Source organism: Streptomyces bungoensis (assembly GCF_001514215.1).
Taxonomy (GTDB): Bacteria; Actinomycetota; Actinomycetes; order Streptomycetales; family Streptomycetaceae; genus Streptomyces; species Streptomyces bungoensis.
Window position 1 is genome coordinate 689,735 of sequence record NZ_KQ948851.1, and the last position, 23,461, is coordinate 713,195.

Annotated in this window: 28 protein-coding genes; all 28 read right to left on the reverse strand. The window is 71.5% G+C overall.

Annotation, left to right across the window (positions count from 1 at the left end):
• Nucleotides 1-60 precede the first annotated feature (60 nt).
• Complete coding sequence (locus tag AQJ66_RS02705) at nt 61-882, reverse strand: SPDY domain-containing protein (protein WP_061916687.1); 822 nt, start codon at nt 880-882, stop codon at nt 61-63.
• The gene (locus AQJ66_RS02710; RefSeq protein WP_061915779.1) at nt 873-1,229 is read right to left on the reverse strand and encodes a hypothetical protein; all 357 of its coding nucleotides are present in this window, start codon (nt 1,227-1,229) and stop codon (nt 873-875) included. The genes AQJ66_RS02705 and AQJ66_RS02710 overlap by 10 nt, the downstream gene beginning before the upstream one ends.
• A 29-nt stretch (nt 1,230-1,258) precedes the next feature.
• Complete coding sequence (locus tag AQJ66_RS02715) at nt 1,259-2,062, reverse strand: SPDY domain-containing protein (protein WP_061915782.1); 804 nt, start codon at nt 2,060-2,062, stop codon at nt 1,259-1,261.
• A complete protein-coding gene (locus AQJ66_RS02720) occupies nt 2,059-2,442 on the reverse strand; it encodes a hypothetical protein (RefSeq protein WP_061915785.1) in 384 nt (127 codons plus the stop codon). The genes AQJ66_RS02715 and AQJ66_RS02720 overlap by 4 nt, the downstream gene beginning before the upstream one ends.
• A 22-nt stretch (nt 2,443-2,464) precedes the next feature.
• Complete coding sequence (locus AQJ66_RS02725; protein WP_061915788.1) at nt 2,465-2,923, reverse strand: hypothetical protein; 459 nt, start codon at nt 2,921-2,923, stop codon at nt 2,465-2,467.
• Nucleotides 2,920-3,678, reverse strand: a complete 759-nt coding sequence (locus AQJ66_RS02730; protein WP_061916690.1) for a hypothetical protein — start codon at nt 3,676-3,678, stop codon at nt 2,920-2,922. Before AQJ66_RS02730 ends, AQJ66_RS02725 begins: the two co-directional genes overlap by 4 nt.
• A 25-nt stretch (nt 3,679-3,703) precedes the next feature.
• Nucleotides 3,704-4,384: a hypothetical protein gene (locus tag AQJ66_RS02735; RefSeq protein WP_425264261.1), complete on the reverse strand. Its 681-nt coding sequence runs from the start codon at nt 4,382-4,384 to the stop codon at nt 3,704-3,706.
• 34 nt (nt 4,385-4,418) lie between these two features.
• On the reverse strand, nt 4,419-5,270 hold the full coding sequence (locus tag AQJ66_RS02740; protein ID WP_061915793.1) for a hypothetical protein: 852 nt from the start codon (nt 5,268-5,270) through the stop codon (nt 4,419-4,421).
• Nucleotides 5,267-6,055, reverse strand: a complete 789-nt coding sequence (locus AQJ66_RS02745; RefSeq protein WP_061915796.1) for a tetratricopeptide repeat protein — start codon at nt 6,053-6,055, stop codon at nt 5,267-5,269. The genes AQJ66_RS02740 and AQJ66_RS02745 overlap by 4 nt, the downstream gene beginning before the upstream one ends.
• The gene (locus AQJ66_RS02750; protein WP_061915799.1) at nt 6,052-6,477 is read right to left on the reverse strand and encodes a hypothetical protein; all 426 of its coding nucleotides are present in this window, start codon (nt 6,475-6,477) and stop codon (nt 6,052-6,054) included. Before AQJ66_RS02750 ends, AQJ66_RS02745 begins: the two co-directional genes overlap by 4 nt.
• A 99-nt stretch (nt 6,478-6,576) precedes the next feature.
• A complete protein-coding gene (locus tag AQJ66_RS02755) occupies nt 6,577-7,074 on the reverse strand; it encodes a hypothetical protein (protein ID WP_208611265.1) in 498 nt (165 codons plus the stop codon).
• A 950-nt stretch (nt 7,075-8,024) separates the two neighbouring features.
• On the reverse strand, nt 8,025-9,215 hold the full coding sequence (locus tag AQJ66_RS02765) for a hypothetical protein (protein ID WP_107118834.1): 1,191 nt from the start codon (nt 9,213-9,215) through the stop codon (nt 8,025-8,027).
• A complete protein-coding gene (locus AQJ66_RS02770; RefSeq protein WP_061915806.1) occupies nt 9,212-9,670 on the reverse strand; it encodes a hypothetical protein in 459 nt (152 codons plus the stop codon). The genes AQJ66_RS02765 and AQJ66_RS02770 overlap by 4 nt, the downstream gene beginning before the upstream one ends.
• Before the next feature lie 51 nt (nt 9,671-9,721).
• On the reverse strand, nt 9,722-10,828 hold the full coding sequence (locus AQJ66_RS02775) for a hypothetical protein (protein WP_061915809.1): 1,107 nt from the start codon (nt 10,826-10,828) through the stop codon (nt 9,722-9,724).
• On the reverse strand, nt 10,821-11,564 hold the full coding sequence (locus AQJ66_RS02780; protein ID WP_079060032.1) for a glycosyltransferase: 744 nt from the start codon (nt 11,562-11,564) through the stop codon (nt 10,821-10,823). The genes AQJ66_RS02775 and AQJ66_RS02780 overlap by 8 nt, the downstream gene beginning before the upstream one ends.
• A 48-nt stretch (nt 11,565-11,612) precedes the next feature.
• Nucleotides 11,613-12,128: a hypothetical protein gene (locus AQJ66_RS02785; protein WP_079060033.1), complete on the reverse strand. Its 516-nt coding sequence runs from the start codon at nt 12,126-12,128 to the stop codon at nt 11,613-11,615.
• Between the two features lie 142 nt (nt 12,129-12,270).
• A complete protein-coding gene (locus tag AQJ66_RS02790) occupies nt 12,271-13,341 on the reverse strand; it encodes a DUF8094 domain-containing protein (RefSeq protein ID WP_107118835.1) in 1,071 nt (356 codons plus the stop codon).
• 15 nt (nt 13,342-13,356) lie between these two features.
• Nucleotides 13,357-14,130 carry a hypothetical protein gene (locus AQJ66_RS02795; protein ID WP_061915815.1) on the reverse strand — a complete coding sequence of 258 codons (774 nt, stop codon included), beginning with the start codon at nt 14,128-14,130 and terminating at the stop codon, nt 13,357-13,359.
• 30 nt (nt 14,131-14,160) lie between these two features.
• Nucleotides 14,161-15,087, reverse strand: a complete 927-nt coding sequence (locus tag AQJ66_RS02800) for a hypothetical protein (RefSeq protein ID WP_061915818.1) — start codon at nt 15,085-15,087, stop codon at nt 14,161-14,163.
• Nucleotides 15,077-15,325, reverse strand: a complete 249-nt coding sequence (locus tag AQJ66_RS38745; RefSeq protein ID WP_158006016.1) for a hypothetical protein — start codon at nt 15,323-15,325, stop codon at nt 15,077-15,079. Before AQJ66_RS38745 ends, AQJ66_RS02800 begins: the two co-directional genes overlap by 11 nt.
• Before the next feature lie 106 nt (nt 15,326-15,431).
• Complete coding sequence (locus AQJ66_RS39635; RefSeq protein WP_006143170.1) at nt 15,432-15,692, reverse strand: hypothetical protein; 261 nt, start codon at nt 15,690-15,692, stop codon at nt 15,432-15,434.
• A gap of 333 nt (nt 15,693-16,025) precedes the next feature.
• A complete protein-coding gene (locus AQJ66_RS02805) occupies nt 16,026-17,540 on the reverse strand; it encodes a TraC family protein (RefSeq protein WP_061915821.1) in 1,515 nt (504 codons plus the stop codon).
• A gap of 28 nt (nt 17,541-17,568) precedes the next feature.
• Nucleotides 17,569-18,021, reverse strand: a complete 453-nt coding sequence (locus tag AQJ66_RS02810; RefSeq protein ID WP_079060034.1) for a DUF6238 family protein — start codon at nt 18,019-18,021, stop codon at nt 17,569-17,571.
• Between the two features lie 55 nt (nt 18,022-18,076).
• Nucleotides 18,077-19,549: an SCO6880 family protein gene (locus AQJ66_RS02815; protein WP_061915824.1), complete on the reverse strand. Its 1,473-nt coding sequence runs from the start codon at nt 19,547-19,549 to the stop codon at nt 18,077-18,079.
• Nucleotides 19,550-19,630: 81 nt separating this feature from the next.
• Nucleotides 19,631-21,013, reverse strand: coding sequence for an SCO6881 family protein (locus AQJ66_RS02820; protein WP_061915827.1), 1,383 nt, complete (start codon nt 21,011-21,013; stop codon nt 19,631-19,633).
• 37 nt (nt 21,014-21,050) lie between these two features.
• Nucleotides 21,051-21,746, reverse strand: coding sequence for a dihydrolipoyllysine-residue succinyltransferase component of 2-oxoglutarate dehydrogenase complex (locus AQJ66_RS02825; RefSeq protein WP_061915831.1), 696 nt, complete (start codon nt 21,744-21,746; stop codon nt 21,051-21,053).
• Nucleotides 21,746-22,060: a DUF6112 family protein gene (locus AQJ66_RS02830; protein ID WP_006143162.1), complete on the reverse strand. Its 315-nt coding sequence runs from the start codon at nt 22,058-22,060 to the stop codon at nt 21,746-21,748. Before AQJ66_RS02830 ends, AQJ66_RS02825 begins: the two co-directional genes overlap by 1 nt.
• A gap of 144 nt (nt 22,061-22,204) precedes the next feature.
• Nucleotides 22,205-23,338 (reverse strand): C40 family peptidase, encoded by a 1,134-nt coding sequence (locus AQJ66_RS02835; protein WP_061915834.1) that lies wholly within the window; start codon nt 23,336-23,338, stop codon nt 22,205-22,207.
• Nucleotides 23,339-23,461 lie beyond the last annotated feature (123 nt).

The window sequence follows — 23,461 nt, forward strand, 5'->3', positions numbered from 1 at the left end:
GGCGGAGGAGGTCGCGGTGTGCGCGGTGATCGGCGGAAATGGGAAAGGGGTCCTGTCGGTTCAGCGACGGGCGGCCGGCTGGGCGGTGTGGGCCGGCGCCGGGGTCGGTGCGGGTTTCGTCTGCTGCCTGCGGGCGGAGCGTGCCCGGGCACGGAGCGACTCGATACGGGCGGTGTGGGCGTCGACCACCTGCTGCGGGCGCAGCGGGCTGGGCTCCTGCACGGCGCTGTAGTGGCCGGTGCGGTCGTACATGCCGCGCTGGAGCGGGCTGCGGTCGGCCAGCGCGGTGAGGAACGATCCGACGTGGTGGGCGGGGACGTCCTCGTCGAAGTAGGCGTGCCAGATGCGCGGGCCGGGGAACTGCCCGTCGCCGGGCTCGCAGGTCTCAACGTGCCAGGACGACCGGCCACTGAATTCGCTCAACGGGCGCAGTTCGATGTGGCACATGGAGTCCGGCGAGCGCGCCGTACCGTCCGAGTCGCGGTGCCAGCCCGCCGAGGTCACCGGTTGCCACGGGTCTGGCTGTTGTGGCGGCGGGGCGATGAGGGCATCGGTGAAGCCGGCGAAGACCTCGGCTGGCACGAGTTCACCGAACTCGGCGTACCAGCCGGGCTCGGTGTCGGTGGGCTCGGCCCGCAGCCGCCACCATGCAGAGGTGGCGGACTGCGGGTCGAACTGGAGGCTGTGGCGAAGGTCGGGACTGCGCAGGACGATCTCGGCACTCAAAGGGTCGGAGACGGCGCTCCATCCGGCGGCGGCCAAGCCGTGGGTGACGTGGCGGGCATCCCCGGGGCCGGCGAGATGGCGGGGGCTGGTGTCGAAGGGGATCCGCCAGGCGTGCTTGTCGGCGAACCCGGCGAGCTGCCGTTCGCTCAGCGGCACCGACCGCACCCCGGCTCACTCGCGGCGGCGCTGCCGATCACCTTGCGCAGCTCGTCCAGGACGTAGTGGAGCATGTACTGGTCGGTCTGCACCCACGCCGCGGCACGCAGCTCGGTGACCAGATCACTGATCTTCTCGCTGCGCGGTGTGTTCGGGTGGCTCTGTACGGCGCGGGCGAGGGCGCGCAGGGTGTCGCCGAGTTGGATGGGCAGGCCGGTGTATTCGTCGAGGAGGGGCTCGACGAGAGCGAGCGCCTCCTCGGGGTCGGGGTTCTCGCGCAGGTATTCGGTGAGGCGGCACAGGGTGTCGGTCGCGGCGCGGATGGTGTCCGGGGTGAGTGCGGGCATCGGTCTCCTCGGGGTGGTGGGTGTCGTGGTCAGCGGCGGGTTCGTGTGCCGTCGGCGGCAGCGTGGGCGCGGGCGGTGGTGCGCGGCCTGGTGCTTCGGGCGCTGTTGCGGGCCCAGGTGGCGGCTCGGGCGGCCGTGATGCGGGCCTGTTGCCAGGCGCTGAGTTGGGAGGGCTTGACGGATACCGACCAGGTGCGGATCTGCGCGCTGTGCGGGACGCGTCCGCGCGGGCGCATCACGGGGTCGGGGCTGGCGAGTTCGGTGGAGAAGGCTTGCACGAGGTACATCGGGGTGTTCGGCGTGAAGTGGGCCGTCCAGCCGTTGCCCTGTTTGTCCTGCGCTCCGGTCCACCACATCGCCGTGCCGTCGGGGTTCTGGCGGTACTGCATCCAGGCGGTGCCATCGGGGCTGGTCGCCACGTAGTGCTCGCCCTCGAAACGCGTGTGCCAGTTCTGCTCCTGCAGCGGAGCCCAGACGTTGGGGGCGTGTGCGGAGCGGGGACGGGTGAGGGCGTCGGTCAGGCCGGCGACGATCTCCACCGGGGCCTGACGGGCCAGGTGCGCCGACCACTCGCCGCTGGCCCCGTCTGCCCGGCCGTGGATGGTCCAGCCGCCGGGAAGGACGTAAGGGTCGTAGGCGACGCGGACGGTCCGGTCCGGGCTCTCCATGAACAAGGGGCCGCCGGTCTTGGACTTGTCCCGCCAGCCCGAGGCACGCAGGAACTCCGAGACGTGCCGGACGTCGCCGCCGCCTGCCAGGGCACGGGGCTGGACGAGGTAGTGCTGCTCGGCCTGCTCGCCGGGCCCCCAGCCCTGCCACTGCTTCTTCTTCACCGGCGCCGCCGGACCACGAGCGGTGCGGGCACTGGGCGCTTCGCCTCGGTGGTGGCGGGCTGGGTGCTGACGTGCGCCAGGGCGTCCTTGTGTTCGTCCAGGTCGAGGGTGATGTCGTGCAGTTCGTTCGAGGCACGGCCCAGAGCGAGCCACACCTCCGCGGGGAGCGCGCCGCGCTCTGCCTGGTCCTTGGCGAACACGCTTCCGGTGGCGACGAGGTGAGTGACGCCGCCGAGGACTCCGGCGTCCGGGTCGAGAACGCGGGCGATGACCTGCGCGGCCTGGGGCGGGGGAAGTTGCGAGAGGTGGTCGGCGAGCTGACCGAGCTGGCGGGTGATTTCGTCGGCCAGTCTCACCGGATAGGGGGCGGGGTGGGACATGCTCCTCCGGGGCGGTGAACGGTCAGTGGTGGTGGCGCTGCCCGACGCGCTGTGACTCGGTGAGGACGCCCTCCGGGCGGGCGCCGGTCAGCGGGGAGGTGTGGTCGGGACCGGTCGGTATGCAAGCGCGCAGATAGCGGCGGAACAGGGCTGTGGCGAGCCGGGGCTTAAGCCGGTTGCTGATCGGTGGGGGTGTGCGGGGTGCTACGGGTTTCTCCGGGAGTCGGGCGGTGTGCTGGGCGGCCCTGGCGGGGTGCCGGGGCCGCCCGGGCGTCTTACAGGGGGTACGGCGGGCCGGTGCGGAGCGCGAGGGGGTGCCGGCCGGTGTGGGTTGCTGCGCGGCGGGACGGGCCGCTCTGGTGCGGAGGCCGTGCATGGCCCGCCGGTAGGTGGCTTCGTCGAAGACGCCGGGCGTGCACTTGACGTCATGACCGGTCAGGAGCAGGGAGGGGATGCCCAGGTCGGCCTCCGCCTGGTTCATCGAGTCCTGGCGGTTGGCGTACGGGTGCCGGACGGGGTCGGCGGCATGGATGCCGGGGCTGAGGTAGGCGCGGTTCGTCCGGCGGGGTGCTGGAGGGCGGTACCGATGCCGAGCGCGTCGAGGCGCGGGCCGATCTCGCGCAGGGCGCGGGCCTGGACCTGGGTGTCGTCACCACCCAGGCGGTAGATGCCGCTCTGCGGGTCCTGGATGAAGCCGTGGGCGACGAGGATCGTGCCGGCCCGGTCGTCGGCGGGGGCGGTGGCGACGCTGCCGTCCGGCTGCCAGGTCAGGACGATCCGGTCCGGCTGGGAGGGCTGGATGCCACCCAGGGCGTTGTGCCGGACCTGTGTGAGCGCACGGTCGTAGCGGGCGAGCAGATCGCCAGCGACCTGCTCGGCACTCAGGAACGGGTCGTCTGCCAGGGCGACGCCGTTGGGCTCAGGGACAGCCCGGTACGCCTCGTCGGGCAGGGCGCGCGGGGCGACGGCGGCGAGAAGGAAGCCGTCGCGTCCGTCGTGCCGGTCCAGGAGGACGAGCTGGGCGCCGTCGGGGCGGCTGAGGACGGCTGCCTGCGTCAGCGGGTGCTCGCCGAGGGAGGCGGCGACCAGGTCCAGGTCCCAGATCCGGTCGGCGAGTTCGGCGAGGTCGTCTTTGGCATCGGCTGTCAGGTGCGTGCTGGTCCAGGTATCGGGGAGTTCACCGGCGAGGACGTCGGCGTACGAGGCGAGGTGCTCGGAGGTGTCGTGGTCGTGCATGGTGTCCTTGGGCAGTTGCAGGGGCTCAGCGGCGCAGGCGGGTGGCACCGACGGGCGGCGGTGCCGGGGCCGGCAGTGCACGCGGCGGGGGTGGGCAGGCGCACACGGCGGAGCGTTCGGGCTCGTGGTCGGGCACCTGCTCGGCGCAGGGGCGGCGGCCGGGGTGAGGGGCGTGCCGGTCGGCCAGCCGTTCGCGGGTGTACGCGAGGTCGGAGTGGATGACGCGGACGTATTCGTCGGCGAGGTAGCGCAGGCGCCGGGCGGTGTGCGGATCGGTCGCGTTGCCGAGTCCGTCGAAGAACTCCGCCAGAGCGCCGAGGGTTTCCTCCAACCCGGCGAGGATGCCGTCGTGGGGCGCGGTGAGTGCGGTGAGGATGTCGGCTGCCTCGGCGGTGTCGGTGGCTTCGCGCAGGCGTTCGGCGAGGTGGGAGACCGAGGTACCGAGCGTGGAATAGCGCGCGGGGCGGGCGTCGGTGTCGAAAAGTTCGTCGCAGTCGACGTGGTACCCGGCAGCCCGCAGGCGCGCTACGGCATCGGTGGCGAGACGGGACTCGTCGTCCTCGGTGAGGCCGGCGGGGGCGCGGTGGTAGGTCTCGTGGAGGCGGACGACCGCGATGAATCCCGCGCGCTGGAGAATGCTGTGTGCCTCCAAGTCGTCGCCGCGCGCGAGGAGTTCGCTGGAGCTCGAGTCGCGGCGGATGTCCATGAAGCGGCCGGTATGGGGCAAGAAGGCGTTGCTCCTACGGAGATCTGTGGGCGGTGTGCCGGGCTACGGGCGGTGCGGCGGCGATCCGGGACCGGCGGACCAGGTGGGCCGCGGTGGTGTCCAGGTCCTGCTGGATCGCGTGGAGCCGGCGGGCGATCAGCTCCAGACCGTGTGCTGCTTCGGTGCTGGCGGCTCCGGGCTGGCGGGCGATGCGGTGAGCGGTGTGCTCGATCAGTCCGCGGACCGTGGCCAGCGGGCCGGCCTGCTCGTCGGCGAGCTGCGTAAGGACGCTCGCGAACTGCGCGGATGCGGTGGGCGCCGTACGGACAGCGGGGCGTGTCGCGGGTCCGGTGCGGGCGGGGATCAAGTTGAGGTCCTGTTCGATGCGGCGTGCCTCGTCCGCAAGGCGCCGCAGTATGTCTGAGGGCGGGGTGCGCCAGGTGCCGTCGAGGTGGATCAGGTTGGCGATCAGGTCCAGGCGCCCGGGCTGTGCCTGGACGGCGATCCACCGCCAGCCGTGCTCTGCGGCGCCGGGTATCTCGATACCGGCGGCTCGCGCGAACCGGTGAGCGGTTTCGGCCCACTCGGGACCGGTCAGCTCCCGGTCGTCCGGGTGAAGGCGGATGTCGAGATGGAGGATCGCCCGTCGGTCGTCGTCCGCACTGGCAGTGAACGGATGCTCCAGGTAGGGATCTTCGAGGTGCTCGGCCCACTGAGCGGATGTCCAGGTTCTCTGCTCGTCGTTGGGGGTGTAGTAGTCCAGGTCCGGCCAGTGGGCGACGATGGTGTACTCCGTCAGACCCTCGTTCGGGGAAAGGGGCCGCCCGAGTGCCTCGGCGAGCGGGTCGCGCGGCGAGTGGGTCCGCGCGTGCGGGCGGGGGATCATGACGGCACCCCGCTCGACGTGCGGGTGGGCGGCCGGTGCTGATGAAGGTCGCGGGCTGTGCAGAGCAGGGAGCGCTCGCGGACCAGGTCGGCGTGCACCGAGGTGTCCCCCGGCGGGAGACAGTCGATCGCCCTGTCGATGGCGCCCAGCCCTTCGTCGTACCGGCCCAGCCGGCGCAGGGCACCCGCCACGCGGAAGAGGACGATCGGGTCGCTGCCGGTGGCGAGGGCCGGTCGGGAGCTGAGGGCCAGGAGACGCTCCGCGCCCTGGTCCAGGTCCTGGCCGAGCCACAGCCCGTGCAGCAGGACGTGCAGGGTCTTGGTGTGCTGCCCGGCCTCCGCGAGGACCTCGTCCATGACCGCCAGGCCCTCCGGGCGGGACTGGCCCAGCAGCGCGAAGGCGTACAAGGCCCGGGTGTAGCAGTCCAGCGGCTGACGCGCGGTTTCCGCGAGTTGTTCGACGAGGCGTTGGAGGGTGGGGCAGCGGAAGTCGAACCGCAGGGCGCTCAGGTACAGATGAGCCAAGGTGCGGGCGGTGATCGGGTCAAGGCCCATTGCGGTGACGTCCTGCGGGGACAGCAGGGCCAGGACGCTGTGGCCGGCCGACCGTGCCGCCCAGGCAGCATCCGCGCACACCTCGGCCGAAGTTCTCCAGTCGGCCTCGATGTCGCGGAGGTCTTCGGCCAGGTGAAGCGGCCAGGAAGAATCGACCGGAGATGCGGTGGCTCGGGCCCTGGCTCTGTCGAGCGCGGCGGAACGGCCGGGACGGTGCGTGGGGGAAGTCATCGGCCACTCCGGATGTCCGCGATGTGCACGAGCTGGCCCAGGGCGGTGGTGGTGTACCAGCCGCAGTCGATCAGCTCGTCGCGGTCGGCGAACCGCGTAAAGAGGGCATCCTCCATGGCGCGCAGGTAGATCAGGCAGTCCGGGCAGCGGCGCGAGAGGTGCACGAGGTAGCGGGGGTGGGCGGTGACGTAGGACTGGGCGCCGCCGGTCGCATCACGCAGCCGCCAGCCGTCCTCGTCGGTCGGGGTGTGCCAGGACGGGGCCACGACGCGCATCGCATCGCCCCACAGTTCTCCGCTGGCCATCCCCTTCAGGACGACGACAGTGTCACCGGCCTGGAAGTGGGCGTGGGTGATGTCTCGATCGGGGGTGAGCGGGTCGGGCGTCGGTGCGAACGCCGAGGTGGGCGGAAGCTGGGACATGAGTTCCTTCCACGCAAGTGCTGGCGGGGTGGGAGCATCAATAGTCCGGAGGAACGCCGGTTTGGCTAACCGGCGTTATCCGGCTATGTTGCCCAGCCGTCAGTGGAACGGGTTCTCCGTCCCGCGGTCCGCCTCACTGGCTGCGTCGAGGAGTTCGAGCAGGTCAGTGCCTTCGGCGTCGCGCTGGTCGATCCACCATCCGGCACGGGTGATGGCGCGGGCCTTCTCCTCCAGCTCCGCCCAGTCCGCCTCGTCCCACGTGCCCTCGATGACGAGCGCGGTGTGCGCGGATGTCATCAGCTGGTGGCGGGAGCGTTCGCCCCAGTCCAGGGCCTTGGCCGGGCCCTCCAACTGCGGCATGTCGAACTGCTTCGCCCACGCGAGGGCTGCCTCCTGCTCCTCGGCCCGCTTGGCCGCGAGCCACTCCTCCTTGGACCCGGTGTCGGCGTCGCGCGCCGCCTTCCAGCAGTCGGTGCAGTCCTTCGACGCGAGCCAGCGGGCGAAGCCTGCCCGCTTGTCGGCAGGGCGATTGGACAGGTCATGATCCACGCGGTGGGAGCAGGCGTGCTCCACGGTCCAGTGCGTACGAACAGCCATAATTCGATCTCCTCAAAGGGGTTGCAAGGTGGGGGTTGCGCCCTGATCAGGGCGTCTTATGCCGGCCTCGGAGCAGGCACCGGCGCCAGCCGCACCGCGACTGCCCGCAGGGCCCAGACGTCGGCGCGCGGCGAGAAGGACGGTGAGAGCGAAGGCCGCGCCGGTGCCAGGGAGCGCCGGGTCGGCGAGCGGCTGCTTGGCGAGGTGTCCGGCGAGGGCGGTGCGGCGGGCGGGACGCTTGGCCAGGAGCACGGCCACCAGTGCCTGCAACGAGGCTTCGCGCGTGAAGACCAGGTAAGTGGGAGTCGCTGCAGATCGGCGCTTGGGCTCCCCCGAGGTCACCAACTTGTCTGTGTGTCAGTGGGGTTGGCTACTATGGACGTGGTCGACGAGATCCTTGAAAGGCATGGTGCATCGGTGATGATGGCCAACCGCTACGGCGCTCCATCCGAGGAGCGATAGGCGCGCCTGGCCGGCGCTTCCCTATCGCGACGCCCGCTGGGCGGCGACGCTGTGACGTGAATCCAGCGCAGGATGCACCCTGCCCTGATTCAGGTGACGGCGCTCCGACGGAGTATGGGAGGGCCCTACTTGTCTGCCACCACTTCTACCTGTGACCACCGCGTGTATCACGTTGTCGTCGTTGCGCTGGTATCCGTCATCGCTGGGCTGGTTGCGGGGATCGGCTCCGCTGTTCTGGGGCAGCCGGCCCTCACCGCCGTTGCTTCTGGCGGGGCCGTCCTTGCCTTCACCTACGGCGCCGGCATGACCGCCGTGTCACATGTGAGTAAGCGTCAGTAGTAGCTGCTGCTCCGGGGCGGCTGGCATGGCCGCCCCTAGGCCGTGGGCGCTCAAGACAGCTCACGATCGTGCTCGTATTTTGCGAGGGCAAGGTTGATCGCGTACTGCTCCATGGGCTCGTGTTCGTCAAGACCAGGTGGGACATGGGCTTAGCGGTGTCGGGCGGTGGTGCTGGCGCGGGGTGGCGGCGTGGGCGGTGTGGTGTCCACGGCGGGGCGCGGACGGGTGCGCAGCACGGGGGTGCGGTGCGGGGGCAGGACGGCGACGGTCGCGCCGAGGTCCTCGGCCGCCTCTTCGACTTCGCGGGTGAGGAACTCGATCTGCCGGCTCAGCGCTGCCAGGCGGGCGGCGATCTGGCGGCACTGCACGGTCTCCAGGGCGCTGGCGAACTGGCCGCTGGTCTCCAGGAGTTCCTGCAGGCGGACCATCGGGCCGGCGTCATAGCCGCGCTGGACAGCGCTGAGAAGCGCATTGGAGGCGTCACCGGCACTGTGGCCTTCGACGACATCGCGGATGAGGTCCTGCAGGGACACCTCCGGAACCGGTGCCGGGCGGTTGAACCGGGAGACGTCCGCGCGCAGCACGCCGGGCGGAACCGGAGCGGGCAGCACCTTGCCCGCCTCGTACTCGTGGGCGTAGTGCCCGACAACCTGCCAGCCCGGTGCGTCCGGGTCGCCGCGCAGCGCGACCACCGTCGAGTCGTCATCCTCGACCAAATAGGCGAGGGTGATCGGCTGCCCGTCGGCGGCGTACCACGACTCGGTCAGCTCCAGCTCGCCGCGCCTTTGCGCGGCCTGGGCCTTCTTGGTCCACATTTGCTGTTCCTCGTCGGTCAGCGGAGCTTTGTGGTGCTGGCCGCCCTGCTGGTCGGCGAGGTTGCTGGCGATGGAGCCGTGGTCCGCCCAGGCGGCCAGGTGCGGCCACAGGGCCGCGTGCTGAGCGCGCGCGGCCGGGGAACCGGGGGCGGCTGGCCGGTCGAGCGCCCGGCGGATCTCGGCGGCCGAAACGGCCAGGCCGTCCAGGACGGCCCGCCACCCGGCCAGGTGCCGAGTGGGTGGCAGCTCATCGAGCACCAGGCGGGCGGCATCGAGGAGAGCCTCGGCGTGCGGGGCGAGGTGGGCGGCGTACGCCTCCACCGCGGCCTTGTCGCGGTGGGCTCGCGCGGCTGCCGCGGCGCCCGCGTGGACGGTACGGCCGTAACGGTCGCGTGTCATGTCGAGCGCGGCCTCGGACTCGCGGTCGATGACCGCCATCCGCAAACGGAAGTCACGTGGCCCGCTGGCCGGTTCGGGAGCGGTCGGCAAGGGGCCGTCGGGGGCCGGACGGCTCGCGGGTGTCATCGGGACCGCCCGCCGGTCGCGGCCGTCAGGTGGACGGTCGGAGCGTAGGTGGGCTTCGGCGGGATCGGCCGGGCCGCTGGCGGGGAGGTGGTGGGCGGTGTAGAGCGCTGCGTCGTCCGGCCGGCGGCGGCCTGGGCGAGACGGCTGCGGCGCTCCCGCAGGCCGTTCGGCCGGGCGGGGTGTGCCGGGCCGGCCGAGAGGGACGGGTCAAGGCGGATGTCGGCCTGCACGGTGTAGCCGTGGCGGCGCAGGTCGTGGACGGCTTGGCGGGTGCGGCGGACTCCGTCGCGCTCGGGCTCGCTGAGCCGGTACAGGCCGGGTTCTCCGGGAACGGGCTCGAACTGCTCGCGCTCCAGGTACCAGTGGGCGAGGTGCGCGGGCATAGACGCGGTGAAGGAGGCGACGAAGCCGTGTTCCTCGTGGTCGCCGAAGGCGAAGTGGGTGCCGGGTTGCAAGGGGGCGGTGTTCTCCTTGGGGCGTGGGGCGTGGGGCGTGGGGCGGAAGGGTCAGGGGCCGCGGTGCGCGGGCCGGGCCGTGGTGAAGGGGCGGGCCGGCGCGGCGACGGGCAGGGCCGGGCGGCGGTGGGGTGCGCTGATGCGGGCCTGACGCAAGAACGTTTCGCCGTCAGTGAGCCAGGTCTCGATGGCCGACCACGCGCGTGCTCGGCGCTCCTGCTCCGGCACGAAACCGCCGTGGACGATCTCGTCGACCAGGGTCTCGGCATCGATCACGGCGTCGGCCAGACGGGAGAGGGCCGCGGCGTCGTCGGGCCACGGGCTGCTCGCGGGTCGGCACCGGTCGAGCAGCGCCGGGGCGTGGTCGACGACGGTCAGGAAACGGCGCCAGGCGTGGTCGAGGAACAACTCCGTCGCGGCGCCGCGAGCGGCGGCGCTCAGCGGGGTGGTGTCGCTGTAGCGTCCGGAGGCGTTCATGGCCTGCCAGGTGTCGTGCTCGCAGCGGATGTCCCCGAGCACGGCGGCGATGGCCGCCGTCTGGCGGGCGTGGACGGCCTGCTCGTAGGCGGGGAGGTACCGGCCGGTGAGGGCCTGGGCAGCCCGCCCGGCAAACGGCGGCAGGACGATGCTGCGCGGGGCGTGGGGATCGCCGTAGCCCCCTTCCAGTCCCTCGGGCGAGAAGGCTCCGACCAGGTAGTCGAGTTGACGGCCGGGACGTTCGATGAACAGCAGCGCGGTGCGCTGCACCGCGTCGGTGAGGAGCGCGGCGTAGGGGATTCGCTCGGTCTGGACGGCGCGGCCGAGTTCGCCGCTGTCCCAGATCCAGGGGACGAGGTCTTCCTGCCAGGCGGGGTGCGAGTAGATCTCGACCGAGGCGTGCCACTGGCCGGGCAGTAGGCGCGCGAGGTCGCGGGCGGCGTCGCCGATGAACCGGCGGCTGCTCGTGTGCACGCTGGTGCGGTGCCGCTTCGCGCACGTGACCAGGTCGACCACGGTGGTCTGGGTGCCGTCCGCGGGCAGGTGCCAGACGCCCTCGTCGTCCCGCTGGAAGCCGCTCTCCGCGAGGGCGGTGTGCGCCCAGGCATACCGCTCGCCCGAGGCGATGGCGACGATCCCGGACTCCCGGCTGTGCGCCAGGATGATCTGCGCCTCAGTCACGGACCAGGTCCGCGCCGCCGCGCAGGACGGCGCGCAGGCTGCGGCCGTACGCCCAGGCGTGCTCACGGGCAGCCGCCTCCAGCTGGTCATATCCGACCTGGGCTGTCATCTGCCCGTTCCACTTGCGGTATCGGTACACGGGGACCGGCAGCAGGATCCCGGGCGCGAGAGCGGTGACGCCGAGGGCCGCGCAGTAGTCCTCGCCCTGGACGAGGCCGCCCATCGGCGCGGCGCGCACGAGGTCGGTGCGGGCGAGGATCGTAGTCGGCCCGATCGGGATGGTGTCCACCGGTGACTTCCAGTACGTCCACACGTCACCGGCCTCGTGCCGGCCGGGCGGCGTGGGGCAGCGCCACAGGGTGGTCGAGCCGTCGGGGTGCTGGTCCTCGCTCCAGCCGGCACACCAGCCGACCCCGGTGGACTCCAGGGTGTTCAGCCGTAGAGCCATCGCATCGTCGGTGAACTCGTCATCGTCATCCGCCCAGTTGGTGTACGGGGTGCGCACATGGCCGAGGGCCAGGTTCCGGGCGCAGGCGGCGCCGACCGGCCGGGGAAGCGCAAGCGTGCGAACGCGGGCATCCTGTGCGAGCGGGGCCGGCAGGCGGTTGGGCGAGGCACCGTCGAGCGCGATCACGGCCTCCCATGGCACGGACTGCCGGGTCAGGCTCGCATGCATGGCTGTCAGGTAGTCGAGCCGGTCTTCGCGCAGGCGGCTGGCGATGACGACGGTGATCAAGGGCGTGGTGCGCGGGGGCAGGGAAGGCTCCGGGAAGACGAGGGAAAGCTAGCGGCGGGCGGTGGGGCGCGAGGGGCTGGCCTTTGCCGGGGCTGCGGCAGGAGCGCTCGGACTCGGCGTGCTGCGCGATGCCCGGATAGCGGGCGGGGAGTCGCGGGAGGACCAGGCCGCCGGGTGGTCGTTGAAGGCGGTGCGCGGGTCGATGGCCCAGCTCACGATGGGGCCGATGTCATCGTGCAGGAGGCTGATCACCTCGACGCCCTCCTTGTGCAGGACGTACCCCCACTCCATGTCCTGCGCATCGGCGGTCTCGTCGGTGACCGACATGCGTACCGGCGGCGAGCCGTCCGGGGTGACCAGGTGGTCGAGGGTTCGGCTGGGCCAGTGGTTGCCGCCGGTCAGCGCGGTCACGAGTGCGGGCGGGGCATCGTCGAGGAGATCGGTGCCGAGTTCGTCCCAGCCGACGGCGACGTCGTCGATAAGGTGCCGGCACATGGCCTCGATGTCGCGTCCGAACTTGTACTGGTAGGCGGCCAGGAGCAGAGGGAGGTGGTGGCTGGGCACGCTGTCGAGCTGGACGTGGATGCCGGTGTAGCCCGTGCCGACGGTGGGGCGGGCGATGAAGGAGCGAGTGGACAGGGAGCTCTCCGTAGCAAGCAGGGGGGCGGGAAATGTTCGGCGGCCATCAGGTGGCGCGCGGGTGCGTCTACACGCGGGCCGACCAGGACGGGACCGGCGGGCCGGAGGCATCGGTGCGGGCGCAGGTGTAGCCGATCAGGCGGGACGGGGCAGCCTTCGCGGGGACGGTGGCGGCGTCGTTGCACACGAACGTGTACCTGATGGAGGTGCGGGGCACATCGTGGAGCCAGGCCCGGTCCTCCTTGCCCGGGTTGATCTGCAGGCCGGAGTGCGCGACGGCGTCGGTCTGCAGGTGCATGTGGGAGAAGAGAACTAGCGCGCCGCCGTCGGTGGTCTTGAGGGCGTAGGCGTCCTTGTAGCGGTTGTCGGCGCCGGCGAAGACGGTGGTGCCCTGGTCCCCGTAGCGGGTGCCGGTCTTGTCGTGGACCTCGATCTGCCGCTTGCTCGCCGTGGTCGGCGTGAAGACCTTCGTCCCGGTGTGCGTGCCGCCGGTGGCGAAGTTGTCGAGCACCGCGGCACGCAGAACGCCGGCGTCGGCGGCGAGGTGCTTGTTGCCGTCGGCGGCGACGGCCGTCGCGTACCCGTCGTGGTCGAGTGCGATGTCCGGCAGTTTCGGGCTGTCGAGGTCGACGACGGACACCATCTCCCAGCGCTTGTGCTGGGGTCGTTCGGCGAACACCGCCAGACGCGAGGGGGCCTTGCCCTTGTCGTCCGAGAGCGCGGCGGCGAACCAGCGGTCCTGTCCGGCGGCCAGGCGCGGGATGTACAGCTTGGTGCTGGCGGTGTCGTAGGACCAGGGCTTGTAGGGCGTGCGGTCGGCCGCGGGAAGTCCCTCGGTCTCGGCGTAGTCCGAGACGGACATGGCGTACAGAGGGCCGTCCTCGATGGTGCCGAGCAGGGCGCGGTTGCGATCGGCGTTGGCCTCGTTGTTGATCTGCGAGTAGTGGGTGATGACGGCGCGGGCCTGGGCGGCGCTGAGGGCAGGCGCCGGCTGCGGCGCGCTGCTGGCGCTGGGCGTTTGCTTGGCGACGGCAGCATCGTTGTCGGTGGCACAACCGGTGAGCGCCAGGGCGAGGCAGGCGGCGCCGACGAACAGCGGCAGGGTGCGGCGGGCGATGCGGATGGAGACTCCAAGGATCTAGGGGCAGGGGGGTCAGCGCGTACGGCGGAGCGGGGACACGGCCTTCGCTGAGGCCGGCGGCAGGGCGGCGCTGGTGGTGGGCGCCGAGTGGCGCAGGTTCACGCCGATGCCCTTGGCCGTGAGCTGCTGGACCACGGAGTGGACGCGAAGGGCACGACCGGTGTCCCCGTAGGCGGTGGGCAGGAGAAACGCTGCTTGGTGCGGGTGGTACTGGAAGCCGTGGGTGTACAGGGTCATGCGGGCATCCACCGGCACGCTCTCGTACGGTGCGCCGAGGGCTCCGTCGCTGTACAGGGTCAGGGTGAGGACCTGGTCGACCTGCGGTGGGGCGGGCCGGTGCGGAGGCTGGGGCTGGTGCTCCGCGTTGTTGAGGACCGCCCGCAGGGCCTGTTCGTAGCGGGGTAGCAGCCGCCGGGCGATGCGTGCTGCCGCCCGCGCGGGGTCCTTGGGAACGGCTATGCCGTTGGGTTCCGCGACTCCGGCGAAGTGGTGGGGCTTGATGCGCGAGCCGTCGGGGGCGAGCGCAGCGACGACGAACTGGTGCGGGTAGCGAGGCCGGTCGGTCACGTAGAGCCGCTGGTCGGCCGGCCCGTGGAGCACGGCGTCGTGGGTGAGGACGTACTGGCTGACGACGTAGTCGACGTGGCCGGTGTCCCAGAGCTGTTCGGTGCGGGGGAACTGGTCGGCGTACTGCGAGTGGCGCTGGTACTGGCTGGTCCAGGTGCCGGGCAGGCGCGCGGAAAGGGCGGCGGCGAAGGCGGCCAGGTCGGTGCGGAGTGAAGTCATGTGTTCCGGGAGGGAAGCGGTGGTCCGGGGTCAGCGCGTGTGCCGCGGCTGTGCCGGCGGGAGCACTCGCGGGGGCAGGGACGGTGTACGGGCCGGGCTGGAGGGCAGTCGCGGTGCCGACGCGAGCGGAGTGAGGGCCCGCATCCTGTCCTCGGCCACGTGCAGGACCTCTCCGAGGTTGCGGATCTCGGCGGCGGCGTCGGCGAGGTCGTACGACAGGTCGAAGCCGTCGTCCTCCTCCGCTTCCTTGGCCTTCTCCCCGGCTGCTTCGAAGAACTCGCCGAGCTGCGCCAGCAGTCCGTCGGTGGGCTCCAGGATCTGGTGCAGCAGGGCAGCGGCATCCGTATGCGACTCCGCTCCGTTGAGCCGGTCGGTCAGAGCGCGCAGCGCGTCGCCGTAGACGTAGATGGGAGCGTCGTCGGGTGTGCCGGGGACGCCCTGGGCCTGGGGCGGGGGCGTCGGCTGGGCTGAGTGCACGTGTGGGCTTTCGCCGGGCAGGACGGGGTGCGGCAGCAGTCCGAGCTTGGCCAGGCGGTGGTTGATCGCCTCGATCAGGGGCTGGGCGCTGCCGCCGTGGCGGGCTTCGGGCCGCTGAGGAGCGCCGGGGTCGTCGGAGGGGACCGAGTCGTAGAGGACCTCGAACAGCGACGGGTCGTCGGGGTGCTCACGCGTCGCGATCCAGCCCTCGGGGTCTCCGGGCGGGCGCTCGGAGGACGGCTCCTGCGGAGGACCGATGATCAGGTAACTGTCGTCGGGGAGAGAGACGCGCACGATGTAGGCGCTGAGGCCGAACTCGATGTCGCACTGCAGGCCGCGCGCCCGCAGCGGCGTGGTGATGTGCGCGTGGCGACGCCACAGCTCCTGCCACCACGGGGTGTCCACGTTGCGGTGGTCGGGAAGCGGTGCGAGCGAGGCAACGCGGCGGGAGTTTGGGGTGCTCGCTTCGTCAGCGGCCACGGTTCCTCCCGCGGGAGGAGGCGGGAGATCGGTGCGGTGGAGGCGTCCGTCCAGTGGGGGTGACTCCCGGCTGCGACTCCTGACTGAAGCCGAGTTCGTACTCGTCGTGGGTGGCGATCAGGTCGTGTTCCATCTGGGCGTCCTGGTCGGCGACCTGTGCCATGAGGTCGTCGACTTCGGCTCGGCGTTGTTGGTATTCGGCCCATTCGGTGGCGTTCAGGTGAGGGGGACGTTTCAAGAGGACTCCGTGTGCAGGCGGTGGCGGTGCCGTGTCGATCAACAGTGGTGGTCCCTCGGGATCGCGTTTGCGAGAGTCGGGCGGGACTGGAACCGCAGAAAGAGAGCTATCGGCGGGGTGCGGTACCGGGGGACGGAGGAGCGGGCGGGACGCCTGCGCTGGCCCCAGGCTGGCCGCCGGTCGGTGTCGCGGGGGTGGGAGCCGGGTCGTAGGCGGCGCGCAGCCTGCTCAGACCGGCCTCGTCGGCGAGGGCCAGGACCGACAGCGCCCGGCTGGCCGCCGTCATCAGCAGGTTTGAGGGAGATCCCTTGGCCGCACCGCGGTTCTCCCGCCGCCACCGGGCGGCGGCGACGAGGTAGTCGCTCACGGCGCGCAGTGCAGGTTCGGCGGCGTCCAGGACGTGGTCGGTGACTGCTTCGATCTCTGCCGGAGTCTGAGCCGCGGCGAGGGCGTCCAGGTAGGGGGTGAGATCAGGTGCGGGCCAGGGCTGGTCCGGCAGCGGATGCGCGTCGCGGAAGGGCTGCGCGTCGCGTCGCGCCCACCGCTTCAGGTCGCCGCGGGTGGCGAGGTTGTACCGGGCGGCGTGGATCTGGTCGGCGTCGCGGCCGACGTTGTCGTACAGGTCGAAGTCCGGGTCACGCGGGGAGATACGAGAGTCCTTCGATGGGGTGTTGTCAGGATTCGTGAACTAGACGCTTTTTCAATGCATTCGGGCGTCGGTGTCGAAGAGCGCCAGCTCGTTGGGATGCAGCAGGTGCTGGACGATGAAGGATCTGCCAGCGACTTTCCACAGACCACGGCCCCGGTTGAGGTGCGCGATGGCGTCCATTTCCACAGAGGTCAGGCCGAGCAGGGCGGCGGCGGCGTGGAGTTGGTCGGTCTCCTGGCGGTAGATGATCCGGGTGCTGCAGTCGGCGAGGAGGCCCTCGGCGAGGGCGCGGCCTTGTGATCCGGCGTCGCCGGCGGTGAGCAGGTCGGACAGGCGGTGGATCACCATGAGGTTGGCGATACCGAGGCCGCGGCTGAGCTTCCACTGGGCCTGCATCCGCTGCAGCAGGCCGACGTGCCGCATCAGTCGCCACGCCTCGTCGTACACGATCCAGCGCCGGCCGCCGTTCAGGTCGGAGAGGGCGGACTCCATCCAGGCACTTGCGCAGGTCATGGCCAGGACGAGGGCGGTGTCGTCGCCGGATCCGCCGAGGCGGGACAGGTCGATGGTGAGCATCGGCGCGTGCGGGTCGAAGGCGACGGTGGATGGGGCGTCGAACATGCCGGCCAGGTCACCGTGGACGAGGCGGCGCATCGCGTGGGCCAGGTCGCGGGCGGCGTCGCCGAGCTGGCCGGACATCATGCCGGCGGCTTCGTCGAGCGCACTGGGGGTGTTGAGGGTGGCGGCGACGTCGCCGAGGAGCGGGGTGCGGCCGGTGGCGGTGGCACGGGTGACGACGGCGTCGAGGGCGACGTCGAGGGCGGTGTGCTCCATGGGCATCAGGTCCCGGCCCAGGACGGTCCGGGCGAGGGAGCCGAGTAGGAGCAGGCGCCGTTTGCGGATCTCGCCGACCCAGTCGGCCTCCGTCACGCTGTCCGGTCGCGGGGCCGCGTCCAGGGGGTTCAGGCGTCCGGGCAGTCCGGGGCCGAGAGCGACGGACCGGCCGCCGAGGGCTTGCGCCACCGGCGTCCACTCGCCTTTCGGATCACAGGGGACGTAGACGCGGTAGCCGAAGGCGACCGAGCGCAGCGCGAAGGACTTGGCGAGCGCGCTCTTGCCCTGGCCGATCACTCCGGCGAGCAGGAGGTTGGGGTTGGTGAATCCCTCGACCTTGCCGTACAGCGCGAACGGGTCGAAGACGAACGACGCTTCCGCGTGGACGTCGCGGCCGATGTAGATGCCCTCGGCGCCGAGCCCGCCTTCGGCGAGGAAGGGGTAGGCGCCGGCGGCCACGGCGGTGGTCATGCGGTGGGCGGGCAGCTTCAGCCGGTTGTTGCGGGCGGAGGCGGGCCCGGGGCGTCCGCTCGGGGGGTAGAGCGGAGCGGGCATCTCGTGCTCGGCGGGTGTGCTCTCTGCCTGGTGGGCGCTGGCTTCGGCGCGGGCCTTGGCGGTGGCTTCGGCGAGCTGGCGGCGGGCTGCCTTGCGGCTGGCCCGGTCGGTGCCGTGCGGGGTGAACAGCGGGCTGGCGGAGGCGCGGCGGGCGCGGCGAGCGGGCCGGTGACTCATCGGGGGCCCTCGATTCTGCGGGTGGTGCTCATCGCACGCAGGACGTGGTGTGCGGGCGGAGGTCGGTGGGGGTGGTCTTGCGCCGGATGCTGTGCCCGGCGGCGAGGTGGCGTTGGCAGATGGTCAGCACGGGCGGCCCTTCGGGCAGCCGTTCCGGATGGCACGCGCTCGTCTCGGTGTCTGCCTGCGCTGGGTTGCCGGGCAGCAGGTGGAAGGCGGCGTGGATCTCGGTGGTGGCCTGCCACAACCGGGTGTGCGCGGTGGCGAGGTGGCGGCCTGCTGCAGGATGCGGGGGCCGCGTTACCTCAGCCAACTGGTCGATGAGCCGGTGTAGTTCGGTGAGGTGGGCGTGGAGGGTGTCGAGGTGGCCGCGATCCGGGGGCGCGGCACGGTTGAGGGCACGAGCGTGGTGGCGGACGCCTGCGGTGGCGGCCCGAAGGTAGGGGTGCGCGTCGGGCGTGCTGGGACGGGGAGGGATCAATGGGAGGTCCTTGCCGCCAAAGAGGCGGGAGCGGGGTGTGGGGGCGAACTGGCAGCTACAGGGTGGTGCGGGCCAGGGGGAGTGCGGCAACGGCGAACGCGTCGGGCTGCTGGTAGTTCAGCCGTCGCAGGTCGACGCCCGAGGTGACGGCGTGGGTCTCGATCTGGGCGCAGGCGGCGTCCAGGAGGGCGTCGGTCTCGGCGGTGACGGTGACGAGGCCGGTCAGGGCGACGTCCGCGTGTCCGGCGATGAGCTGGCGCTCACGCTGTTTGACGTCGGCGTACTCGACGGAGTCTTCCTCGCTGTCGACCTGCCCGCGGCGGGCGCGCTCGTTGGCGTCGGCAATGATCGCGGCCTTCTTGCGCTGGACGTCCCGCAGGGCGGACTCGAGCCCCTGCGGTACGTAGATGAGGGACAGGCTGCGTCGCACGCCGGCCGTGAACATGAGGCCGTGCATGAAGCCGGCGCTCGTCTCGGTGCGGGGCCAGTTCTCCACCCAATATGTGGCGTGCCGTGCGCTGTCGGTGGCGAGGCGGTCGTACTCCTCGACCTGGACGACGGGACCTGCGGCTGCGGGATCGGCCTCGGCGCGGCCGGTGTCGGACCACTGCTGGAGTGCGGCGAGGGCCCCCGGGTCATAGGCGGTGCGGATGACGGCGGCGATCTCCCGCGCGGTCAGCCACCCGGTGACCATCAGTCCGGCGTTGCGGGCCGCCTGGGCGATGGACGCGGTGGTCTGCTCCATGACGGTGAACGCCCCGGGCAGCCCGCCGCCGGCCTGCGAGATCAGCCGCCGGGCGGCCTTCAGATCGAGGGAGATGGCGAGGTAGGTCTCGTGGGGTGCGGCGGCGGGACCGGCCGAGGCGACCAGTTCGGAGTAGATCTGTCCGGCGACCGGTGTCTGGGGCTGCCCGTTCTGGGCCCAGTGGCGGGTGAGGGTGTCGCCGCTGTCGGGGACGGTGCGTTCCAGCACCTGCACGGTGGCGATGTGCCCGGTGCGGGCGATGCCCGCGAGCGCGCGTCCCCAGCTGCCCACGTTGTGGTTCTGGGTGGCGGGGTCGAGGAGGGCGAAGGCGCGGCTGCTGACCCGGGCGATGGCGGTCAGGGTCTGCCGGTGCGGGTCGTGCACGGCCGCGGCGCCGTTGGCGGAGTCGCCGGGGGTGACCACCTTGAGGGAGGCGGCCGTGCCGGGCAGGTGGAGGATGCCATCCTGCCGGGGCCGGGTGACGGGCCGGGCGAGCCAGAGCGTCTGGCCGGTGCGTCGGCGCTGTGCGTAGCGGGCGACGATCGGCGCCCAGTCGATCAGGGAGCGTCCGTGCCGACGGATCACCACGAGCGCACCGGAAGCCGCCCACAGCGGTGCCAGGGCGACGGCGCCGACCAGCCCGGTGGAGACCACCGTCATCAGCAGCAGCGCCAGCGTGCAGGAAACAAGGACGAGTTGCGGCAGGGAGAGGCCGAGGAGGATGCCGCGGCGGGACCGGTGCGGAAACTTCACCGTGACCGGAGCGACGGAGAGATCAGTCAAGGGGCGGTTCCTGAAGACGCGGGCGGAAACCCGGGGGCGGGGGTGCAGTACACGTCCCGCCCCCGGTAGACGGACAGGGGATCAGAGGCCGGTCGCAGGCGGCGGCGGTGAGGCCGTCCCGCTGGGCGTGGCGTTCTGTGCCCCAGGGGACGGCGGTGCGCCCTGCGGCGGCGGGGTCGTGGTCGGCGGCACTGACTGCCAGCCGCCTTGCTGGCCGGACGCGGCGCTCACGCCGGATCCACCCGGCCCCGGGCTGCCGCCCACCTGGCCGCTGGTGTCATCCGACACGCTCGTCGGCGCGGGCTGGACGGCCTTCTCCAGGCCGGATTTCATGGCACCGCCACCGGGCGAGCCGCCCGTTCCGCCACCCTGCGAAGCGTCCTTGCCGCCGCCGCTGTCGCCGGTCGGGTTGGCGGCGATGTCGCCGGGGAATCCGCCTCCGCCTGCGGCGTCGGGGCCTTGCGCGGCGGCGACACCCGCTCCGGCTGCCGCGCCGCCGGTTCCGGCGGTGGCGGCTGCTGCCGCGGCCTTGCGGGCGACGTTCTCGGCGTGGGCCTTGGCGATCTGCGCTCCTGCGCCGCCGGCGCGGTGGATGGACTCGCCGTCGGTGCCGTCGGCCGCCCAGTGCACGAACTTGAAGACGGCATAGGGGCACAGCAGCACCAGGATCATGATCACGATGCCGGACATGACGTCGGAGAGGGCGGCGATGCCGTCGGTGGCGTCGGTCGTGCCCATGGCGGCGATGCCGAGCACGAAGATCACAGTCATCAACAGCTTGCTGACGACGAGGGTGGCGGTGGCTTCGATCCAGCCCTTGCGCCAGCGGCGTGCGACTTCCCAGCCGCCGCCGGCGGACGCGAAGACGGCCAGGGTGACCATGACGAGGATGCCGACCTTGCGGACCATCATCACGCACCAGTAGAGGAAGGCGCCGATGGCGGCGCCGAGACCGACGACGACCGGGACGAGCCAGCCGAGTCCGGCCAGGGACCCGATCTGGCTGACCTTCACGATGCGGCGCACGGCCGACTCGATGCTCAGGTGCGCGGTCTTGAACAGGCCGTCGCTGACGGCGTCGACGACTTCGACGGCGACCGTGGTCAGGGCGATGGCGCAGAACGCGAACAGGACCCCTGACATGGTGCCGGTGAACGCCTGGGTGAGGGCTTGTCCGTCGCGTCTGACGGCGGCCCGGACGAGCTGCGCGCAGAAGGTGGCGACCAGCAGGACCAGGCCCAACGGCAGCAGCATCTCGTAGTTGTCGCGGAACCATCCGGCGTTCAGGTCGACCTTCGTGGTGGTGTTGACCGCCTTGGCGGCCAAGTCGGCCGCTGCCGCAGCCAGCTCACCTGCGGACTTCGCCATCCATTCACCGATGGCCTTGCCAGGGTCCGAGGCGAAATCGACCGCGTCGCCGACCGCACAGAGCTTGTCCGCCAGGGGGTAATCACAGAAACCCACGGGGAATTACTCCTCCTTATCTCGTGTCAGGCGCGGGTCACTGCGTGACGCTCGGAGCGATGGCGGCCAGGGCACAGTCGTGGCCGGGGCGGCACTGCACGGCGAGGGTCACGGCGCGGTCCTCGGCTCCGCCGCCGCCCTTTTTCCAGGCGATCTGCTGCGTGCCGTTGACGGTGACGACGTAGATGTACGCCTCGGTGATCGCCGAGGGGTCCTCGGCGAGGGCCTGCTTGAACGCGCCCGGGTAGTGGCCTTCGGTGACGCGGGCGGTGGCGTGCTGGTCCTGGTCGGCCATCCGCGACCACAGCAACGGATCAGGGACCTGGCCGGAGACGGACGCCCAGTCGGCGTAGGCGGGCTCTTGGGTCATCCACGCGCGCATGCTGGTGAGCTGCTGGTCGCGGCTGGTGTCGCGGGTGTCGTAGGACCACAGCATCTGGGCTGCTGCCTTGGCGTACGCGACCGGCTCGGCGATCTGCGGAGGCTTGGGCACGGAACCGGAGTCGGCCTCGGGTTTCGGGGCGGGGGCCTCGGAGGAGGACGGGCTGTGCGTCGCGGCCGGCCCGGCAGCGGTCGGATCCCGGTGGGCGTTGCCGCTGCCGGACAGCCAGGCGACGGCTGCGGCGATGGTGAGCAGGACGGTGACGACCAGAGCGACGATGGCGACGCGCCGGTTGGCCGACCAGCCGACGCCGTAAGAGGACAGCGAGAGGGTGGGGAATCGGTTCCGCATCAGTGGACCTGCGAGCCGAGGGTGGAGAAGAACGCGACGATTCCGTTCGCGGCGCCGAGGCCGAGGGCGGCGCCCGCGGCGACGACGGCGCCCTTCTTGCCGTTGGCCTCGGCCTGGTGGCCGCCGGTGTGGTGGCCCCAGGCCCACACGCCGAGCGAGACGGCGAGGGCGCCGACGACGGCGATGATCCCGAACATGTTGATGCTGTTGACGACGTTCTTCAGCACGCTCAGGCCGGGCAGGCCGCCGCCCTTGGGCGAGATCCCTGGGTCGTAGGCGAGCTGGATGACGCGGTCTGCGAGAGGGAGGGACATAGGTGTGGCGGGGCTCCTTGCATACGCGGGCCAGACGAGGGGCCGGCGAGAAGAGGGGAAGCAAAGGGGGGGGAGATGCGCGCGGGGCGCGGAAGATCGCCGTGACCGGCCGGCCTGTCCGGAGCGGTGTCCGGGCGGGTGGCGTCAGATGACGCGGCGGGCGGCGAGAATCGTCCAGTCCTTGATCGGGGTGATCCGGACCGGCTTGGTGGTGCGCGGTGCCTCGATCACGAGGCCCTCGCCGATGTACATGCCGACGTGCTCGGGACGGCTCGCGGTGCCGCGGCTGAAGATGAGGTCACCGGGCTTGAGTTGGGCGGGCGAGACCGCCTTGCCCTCGTTGACCTGCGTGTACGTGGTGCGGGAGAGGGTGACGCCGGCGTGCGCGTACGCCTGCTGCATCAGCGAGCTGCAGTCGCAGCGGCCCATCGGGTCGGGACCGTGGGCGTTGGTGCAGGATCCGCCCCACTGGTAGAGGGTGCCGAGCTGGTGCATCGCCCACTCGATGGCCTTGCGCGCCTTCGGGTGGGCGTCCTTGGGGATCTTGTATCCCTTCGGGACGCTGCCCTCGGGGATCGGGCCGAAGCCGGAGCCGTCCTGGCCCGGAGCACACCCGGTGGTGCCGGCGTCCGGGTCCTTTCCTGGGTTCGGATCCTTGGCGTCCTTGTCGTTTCCGGCGCCGGGGAAGGTCTTGGCGATGGCTTCCTGCAGCGCGGTGGCCAGGTGCTCCCACTGCGCGTAGGCGTCCGGCAGGCCGGACTGCTGGACGGCTTGGGCGGCCTGGGTGACGGTCATCTGCTGCCAGCCGTGCACCTTGAGCAGGTGCTTGTAGAACTGCTCGCTCGCGTACGTCGGGTCACGGATCTGCTCGGCGGTGCCCCAGCCCTGGGAGGGACGCTGCTGGAACAACCCAAGGCTGTCCCTGTCGCCGTAGTTGAGGTTGCGCAGCCGCGACTCCTGCATCGCCGTGGCGAGCGCGATGACCTGGCCCTTTTTGGGGACGTGGAGGCTGATACCGGTGGCCACGATCGTCTGGGCATTGGGAACCTGCTCGGCGGGCAGGTCCAGGCCCTCGACGTGGACGTTCTTGCCGGACGCCCCGTCGAGGATCTCGGTGACCTGCTCGGCGACCTTGCTGGTGTCGATGTCGTTCAGGCAGATGAGGGAGCTGCTGCTGCTTTGAACGGCGTCGGCGGAGGACGCCATCATCATGCCGGTGCCGGCGAGCAGGAGCGGGGAGAGGAAGACGACGCCGATGCCGGCGGCGAGCGCCTTCAACCGGAGCGGACCGCTCGCGGGTCAGCGAGGTCGGGCAGGGGTGGGTAGCGAGACGTCATGAGCGTGTCCTTCGGGGGTGCGGTGTCCGGCGTGCCGCGTGCGCGAGGCGTGGTGGAAGGGCGC